The organism is Pseudoclavibacter caeni, assembly GCF_008831125.1.
Lineage (GTDB): Bacteria > Actinomycetota > Actinomycetes > Actinomycetales > Microbacteriaceae > Pseudoclavibacter_A > Pseudoclavibacter_A caeni.
In genome coordinates this window covers 563,134-569,632 of record NZ_WBKA01000001.1, presented here as the reverse complement: position 1 = coordinate 569,632, position 6,499 = coordinate 563,134, and the positions used below count along the sequence as shown (strand labels likewise).

The window sequence follows — 6,499 nt, the reverse complement described above, 5'->3', positions numbered from 1 at the left end:
TGAAGCACCCGTCGGCGACGTCCGCGGCCGGTCGCGACGACCCCACACGAGGGGCAGCCGGTCGGCGCCGCTGGCGTCGAGACCGTCACCACCAGCAGCCCGTCGCGACGGTCGACGTGCTCGACATAGACATCGGGAAGACCCAGCAGAACGTCGCAGCGGGAACACGGATCAGTCGCAGAGCGCGCGGAAGCGCACCCCGAAGTAGGGTGAAGCACGTCGAGGTCCTCAGTCGGAATCAGATGGTTAGCGCTTCTGATCCTCGGGGACCTCGACCCCTACCCTCGCGAACTCACCCGGCGCGCCCTACCCCCACCGGATGTCCGAAGAGCCACTTTTGTTGCGCCCGATCTCACCACGTTCTGCCGTCTGGACGAACTCGGTCTCCAAGCCGTCGGGCAGCGGTTGGAGCCGGATCGGGCGGTGATCGAGTGTCGTGTCGTGGCGCCGGACCGGTGGTGCCGGAAGTGCGGGTGCGAAGGCGTGCCGCGCGACACGGTGATCCGCCGACTTGCGCATGAGTCATTCGGGCATCGGCCGACGACGCTTGTGATCCGGGTGCGTCGTTACAAGTGCTCCGGGTGCGCCCGGGTATGGCGGCAGGACACCACCTCCGCCGCGCCGGCACGGGCGAAGATCTCTCGCGGCGGGTTGGCGTGAGGGGCTGGCGGGCCTCGTCCTCGATCACCTCTCGGTCTCGCGGGTCGCGGCAGGACTGGGGGTATCCTGGTCCGCCGCGAACGACGCGATCCTCACCGAAGGCAGGAGGCGGCTGATCGATGACCCGGCACGGTTCGAGGGCGTGACCACGATCGGCGTCGATGAGCACATGTGGCGGCACACCCGCCACGGCGACAAGTACGTCACCGTGATCATCGACCTCACCCCCGTGCGCGAGAAGACCGGTCCGGCACGGCTGCTGGACATGGTCGAAGGACGCTCGAAGGCCGTGTTCAAGGACCGGCTCGCTGCCAGGCCGAAGCCCTGGCAGGAGAAGATCGAGGTCGTCGCGATGGACGGGTTCACCGGGTTCAAGACCGCGGCAGCGGAAGAGCTGCCCGACGCGGCCCCGGTCATGGATCCGTTCCACGTGATCCGCCTCGCCAGTGACGCGCTGGAGAACTGCCGACGCCGCATCCAGCACGATGTGTTCGGGCGGCGGGGCATGAAGGGCGACCCGCTCTACCAGGCCCGCCGCACCCTGCTCACCGGTGGCGGGGCTGCTCACCGGTGCGGGGCTGCTCACCGACAAGCAGCAGGCCCGGCTGGACGTGCTGTTCGCCGACGACCGGCACACGGAGGTCGAGGTGACATGGGGTGTCTACCAGGACATGATCACCGCGTACCGGGAGAAGGACCGCAGCCTGGGCAGGTTCTTCCTCGCGCACACGATCGAGAAGATCAGCACCGGCGTCCCAGAACAGCTCGTCGAGATCCGCAAGCTCGCCCGCACACTCGCCCAGCGGGCCGCCGACGTCCTCGGCTACTTCGACCGCCCCGGCACCAGCAACGGGCCGACGGAAGCGATCAACGGCCGCCTCGAGCATCTGCGCGGCACCGCCCTCGGCTTCCGGAACCTCAGCCACTACATCGCCCGCTCGCTCCTCGAAACAGGAGGCTTCAGACCCCACCTACACCCTCGTTCGTGAAGAGCCCCTTTCATTGAGGCTGTCCATCGAGAGCGTTCACGGGCACGTGTGAGCAGATCCGCTTCGGCGGCTTTCCCTGCGGGGCTGCCCGGCCCACCCGGACCGGGCAGCCCCTTCATGGTCTTCAGCCCGGCGAACCCGCCCCGACAACCGAGGCCGACAGCCCCTACCCCAGCAGCTCCGCCACCGACTCGAGCACCTCGTCAGGGCGGAACGGGTACCGCTCGACCTCCGCGCGGTCGGCGATGCCGGTGAGCACGAGCACCGTGTGCAGGCCGGCCTCGATGCCGGCCACGACGTCCGTGTCCATGCGATCGCCAATCATGCCTGTCGTCTGCGAGTGCGCGCCGATGCGGGTCATCGCCGAGCGGAACATCATCGGGTTCGGCTTGCCCACGACATACGGCTCGCGCCCGCCGGTCGCCTTCGTGATGAGCGCCGCGATCGCGCCAGTCGCCGGCAGCGGACCCTCCGGCCCGGGGCCCGTGGGGTCGGGATTCGTGCTGATGAACCGCGCGCCACCGAGGATCAGCCGGATCGCCGTCGCGATCGCCTCGAACGAGTAGGTGCGCGTCTCGCCGACGACCACGTAATCGGGGTCGCGGTCGGTCATGATGAATCCCGCCTCATGCAGGGCGGTGGTGAGCCCCGCCTCGCCAACGACGTACGCCGTGCCACCGGGCTTCTGCGCACTGAGGAAGTGCGCGGTCGCGAGCGCCGACGTCCAGATCTCGTCCTCGCGCACGTCCACGCCCATCGAGTGCAGGCGGGCGGCGAGGTCGCGCGGCGTGTAGATCGAGTTGTTCGTCAGGACGAGGAAGCGGCGGCCCGTCTCACGCCACGTACTGATGAGCTCTCCCGCCCCCGGCAGCGCGCGCCCCTCTTTGACGAGCACGCCGTCCATGTCGGTCAGCCAGGTCTCGATGCCCGCCCGGCGCTCGGTGGCGGGGTCGAGTGGTGTGGCGGCTGCGTGTGTGGTGTCGGTCGATCCGGTCATGTCCTCGTTCCTCTCTCGACGCGATCCATCCGTCGCCCGGCGTCCGTCGGACGGAGCCCGGCATCCTGCGACGACACGTCGCCGTCACCGGCAGGCGTCACCGTCACCCGGCGTGCGGCCCGACGGTCCGCCTGCCGCGCCCGAGGGCTCAGCGTGACCACCCGTCTCACACGTCGAGCTCGTCGACGCTGATCGCCGCCAGATACGGGATGCCCTCGGCCTCGATGGCCTCCTTCGCCCCGGTGTGCCGGTCGACGACCACCGCGACCGCGGCGATCTCGGCGCCCACCTTCCGCAGCGCGGCGATCGCCTTCAACGGCGACCCGCCCGTCGTCGACGTGTCCTCCACGACGACCACGCGCCGGCCCTTCAGATCGGGGCCCTCGACCTGGCGGCCCCGGCCGTGATCCTTCGGCTCCTTGCGCACGACGAACGCGTGGTAATGCCGGCCGCGCGCGACGCCCTGGTGCAGGATCGCGCTCGCGATCGGATCGGCACCCATCGTGAGCCCGCCCACCGCGTACACGTCTGGCACGTCGGCGATGAGGTCGACCATCACCTGCCCGATCAGCGGGGCGACCCGCCAGTCGAGGCTCACCCGACGCAGGTCGATGTAGTAGTTCGCTTTCTTGCCGCTGACGAGAGTGAAGTCCCCGTGGAAGACGGCGTCCTGGTTGATGTACGAGATGAGCTGATCGCGCGCGGAGGTCATGCGGCCATTCTACGGGCGCCGGCCGACGCATCCGCAGGGTGCTGCCCTCCGACACAGCCGCAGAACCCGCACCGACCCGGCCTCGGGCGTCCTCGGCACCGCACCCGCTGCTACAGTGGCCGGCGTGCGCATCGCGACATGGAACGTGAACTCGATCCGGGCCCGCATCGACCGGGTCGCCGACTGGCTCGACCACAATGACGTCGACGTGCTCGCGATGCAGGAGATCAAGTGCCGCGAGGCCCAGTTCCCGATCGGTCGACTCGAAGAGCTCGGCTACAAGGTGCACATGCATGGTCTCGACCAGTGGAACGGTGTGGCACTCGCCAGCCGCATCCCCGCCGAGGACGTGCAGCGTGACTTCCCAGGTCAGCCGGCGTTCCGCGACCGGGTCGAGGCCCGCGCGATCGGGGCGACCTTCGACGGCGTGCGCGTGTGGAGCCTGTACGTGCCCAACGGCCGCACCCTCGACGACCCGCACTACGCCTACAAGCTCACGTGGCTGCGTCAGCTGCACGAGGACGCCGCGGGCTGGCTGGGCGAAGACCCGGACGCCCGCATCGCCTTGGTCGGCGACTGGAACATCGCGCCCCGTGACGAGGACGTGTGGGATCCGGCGTTCTTCGCCGGCCGCACACACGTGTCGCCGCCCGAGCGGGAGGCCTTCGCCGCGTTCGAGCGCGACGGCTTCACCGACGTGGTGCGCCCGTTCGCGCCCAAGGGGTACACCTACTGGGACTACAAGCAGCTGCGGTTCCTGCGCGACGAGGGGATGCGCATCGACTTCGTGCTGGGGTCGCCGGCACTGTCCGAGCTCGTCGTGAACGCCTTCATCGACCGCGGCGCCCGCGAGGGCGTGCAACCGAGCGACCATGTGCCCGTGGTCGTCGACCTCGATGTGCCCGGCGCGTTCGACGAAGACCGGCCGATGGCGTTCTGAGCGGGCAGCGGCCCCGCACGAGATGCTGCAGTCCGACGCGGATTCAGCACTCCGACGCGGATTCAGCAGGAACACCCCAATCCCGCGAAACGGCATCACGGGGCAGAGACCACGGCGCCGACGACGAGGTGCGAAGCGACAGCGCGGACAGCAGACCCGTTCCCGCCCCAGGCACCCGCCCCGACAACGCCCGACTCGACAACGGCACGCTCAGTACAACAGCCAGACGATCACCGCGATGATCGGCACCGCGAGCAATGTGCTCGTGAAGGCCGTGTCGCGGGCGAGCACCTTGCCGACGTTGTAGTTCGTCGCGTAGGTGAGGGTGTTCTGCGCGGTGGGCAGGGCCGCCATCACGACGGCGACGAGCAGCAGGTGCCCGCTCATCCCGAGCAGCCGGTCGGCGACGACCCACGCGACGGCCGGCTGAAGCACGCCCTTGACGATCACCGCGACGGTGATGCGCCCGGCGGGGCTGTCGCCGGCGAACGGCGGCCGGGCCGCGAGCGACATGCCGAAGTTGAACAGCATCAGCGGCACCGACAGGCCCGCGATCATGCTGATCGGGTCGAAGATCACACTCGGCAGGGTGACGTGGAACGCCGACAGCAGGATCGCCACGACGCTCGTGATGAGCACGGGGTTGTGCAGCACGTGGCGCAGCGCCGCGACGGCGCCCTCCCCCGCCCCGGTGGACAGGTCGAGGGCGATCATCAGCAGCGGCGTGTACACCGCCATCTGGAACAGCATGATCGGCGCGATCGACGACTGGTCGCCCAGCGCGTACACGGCGATCGGGATGCCGAGGTTGCCGATGTTCACGTAGGACGCGGACATCGCCCCGATCACCGTCTCCCCCGGGCTGGGCCGCCAGATCGGCACCACGATCGCCACGTACGCGATGATCGCCGCGACGAGGCTGACCACCTGCGCGGTGAGCACGCCGCTGAACATGCTGGCCAGGTCGTTCTGCACGATGAGGGTGAACAGCAGCGCCGGCTGCGCCACCCAGAACAGCAGCTTCGCGAACGCCGGCCGCGCGCCCTCGCCGAGGAGGTTCGTGCGCCCGAGCGCGTACCCGACCGCGATCAGGATGCCGATGACTCCGAACCCGGTGAACACCCCGGCCATGGGGCGCCCGGCTCAGACGGCCTGCCGGAAGGCGTCCGGCCGGTCGGCGCTCTCGGCGAGCTGCCGCAGGTGCTCGGGGATCTCGCGCCCCTTGTGCCGCATCGTCTGCGCCCACAGCCGCCCGGCGCGGTACGACGACCGCACGAGCGGGCCGGCGAGCACGCCCGGGAACCCGAGCGCCTCGGCCTCGGCCTTCAGCTCCACGAACTCCTCCGGCCGCACCCACCGGTCGATCGGGTGATGCAGCTTCGAGGGCCGCAGGTACTGGGTGATCGTGAGGATGTCGCACCCGGCGTCGCGCAGGTCGCGCATCGCCTGCGACACCTCGGCACGCGTCTCGCCCATGCCGAGGATGAGGTTCGACTTCGTGATCATGCCCGCGTCACGCGCCTGGGTGATCACGTCGAGCGACCGCTCGTAGCGAAAGGCGGGACGGATGCGCTTGAAGATGCGCGGCACGGTCTCCAGGTTGTGGGCGAACACCTCCGGCTGCGCGTCGAAGACCACCTGCAGCCGGTCGTGGTCGCCACGCAGGTCGTCCGCGAGCACCTCGACACCCGTGCCCGGGTTCTGCGCGTGGATCTGCCGGATCGTCTCGGCGTACAGCCACGCCCCGTCATCGGGCAGGTCGTCGCGGGTGACGCCGGTGATCGTCGCGTACCGCAGCCCCATCCGCGCCACCGACTCGCCGACGCGCCGAGGCTCATCCGGGTCGAGCGGCTCGGGCTTGCCCGAGCCGATGTCGCAGAAGTCGCACCGACGGGTGCAGATCGCCCCGCCGATGAGGAACGTCGCCTCGCGGTCCTCCCAGCACTCGAAGATGTTGGGGCAGCCGGCCTCCTGACACACGGTGTGCAGGCCCTCGGTCTTCACGAGGCCGTGCAGCTGCCGGTAGTCGGGCCCGAGCCGCGCGCGGGTCTTGATCCACGGCGGCTTGCGCTCGATGGGGGTCTCGGCGTTGTGGCGCTCGACGCGCAGCAGGCGGCGCCCCTCGGGCTGGGGCCGCAGCGTGTGCAGCCCGCCCCGCGTGGGCCGTCCGCCGGCAGCGGGCGCGGATGGCGTGGTCGTCT

5 protein-coding genes and 1 pseudogene are annotated in these 6,499 nt (G+C 69.9%); 2 read left to right on the top strand and 4 right to left on the bottom strand.

Going from position 1 to position 6,499, the window contains the following annotated elements; translation table 11 throughout:
- Window positions 1-369 precede the first annotated feature (369 nt).
- Window positions 370-1,649, top strand: a pseudogene (locus F8O02_RS02570) (ISL3 family transposase).
- A gap of 166 nt (window positions 1,650-1,815) precedes the next feature.
- Here F8O02_RS02570 and F8O02_RS02565 read toward each other — a convergent pair.
- Together F8O02_RS02565 and pyrE are read right to left on the bottom strand one after the other, a co-directional pair.
- Window positions 1,816-2,553 carry an HAD-IIA family hydrolase gene (locus tag F8O02_RS02565; RefSeq protein ID WP_225734079.1) on the bottom strand — a complete coding sequence of 246 codons (738 nt, stop codon included), beginning with the start codon at window positions 2,551-2,553 and terminating at the stop codon, window positions 1,816-1,818.
- Window positions 2,554-2,812: 259 nt separating this feature from the next.
- A complete protein-coding gene (gene pyrE, locus F8O02_RS02560; RefSeq protein WP_158035650.1) occupies window positions 2,813-3,358 on the bottom strand; it encodes an orotate phosphoribosyltransferase in 546 nt (181 codons plus the stop codon).
- A gap of 124 nt (window positions 3,359-3,482) precedes the next feature.
- Here pyrE and F8O02_RS02555 point away from each other — a divergent pair, with 124 nt between their 5' ends.
- Window positions 3,483-4,298, top strand: a complete 816-nt coding sequence (locus F8O02_RS02555; protein WP_158035649.1) for an exodeoxyribonuclease III — start codon at window positions 3,483-3,485, stop codon at window positions 4,296-4,298.
- A 210-nt stretch (window positions 4,299-4,508) separates the two neighbouring features.
- Here F8O02_RS02555 and F8O02_RS02550 read toward each other — a convergent pair whose 3' ends face one another.
- Window positions 4,509-5,429, bottom strand: coding sequence for an AEC family transporter (locus F8O02_RS02550; protein WP_158035648.1), 921 nt, complete (start codon window positions 5,427-5,429; stop codon window positions 4,509-4,511).
- 12 nt (window positions 5,430-5,441) lie between these two features.
- On the bottom strand, window positions 5,442-6,437 hold the full coding sequence (gene lipA / locus F8O02_RS02545; RefSeq protein ID WP_158035698.1) for a lipoyl synthase: 996 nt from the start codon (window positions 6,435-6,437) through the stop codon (window positions 5,442-5,444).
- Between the last annotated feature and the right edge of the window lie 62 nt (window positions 6,438-6,499).

Bases quoted from the DNA above. Each gene is read 5' to 3' on its own strand.
- F8O02_RS02565 (WP_225734079.1), bottom strand. From the start codon at position 2,553: ATGGACGGCGTGCTCGTCAAAGAGGGGCGCGCGCTGCCGGGGGCGGGA.
- pyrE (WP_158035650.1), bottom strand. From the start codon at position 3,358: ATGACCTCCGCGCGCGATCAGCTCATCTCGTACATCAACCAGGACGCC.
- F8O02_RS02550 (WP_158035648.1), bottom strand. From the start codon at position 5,429: ATGGCCGGGGTGTTCACCGGGTTCGGAGTCATCGGCATCCTGATCGCG.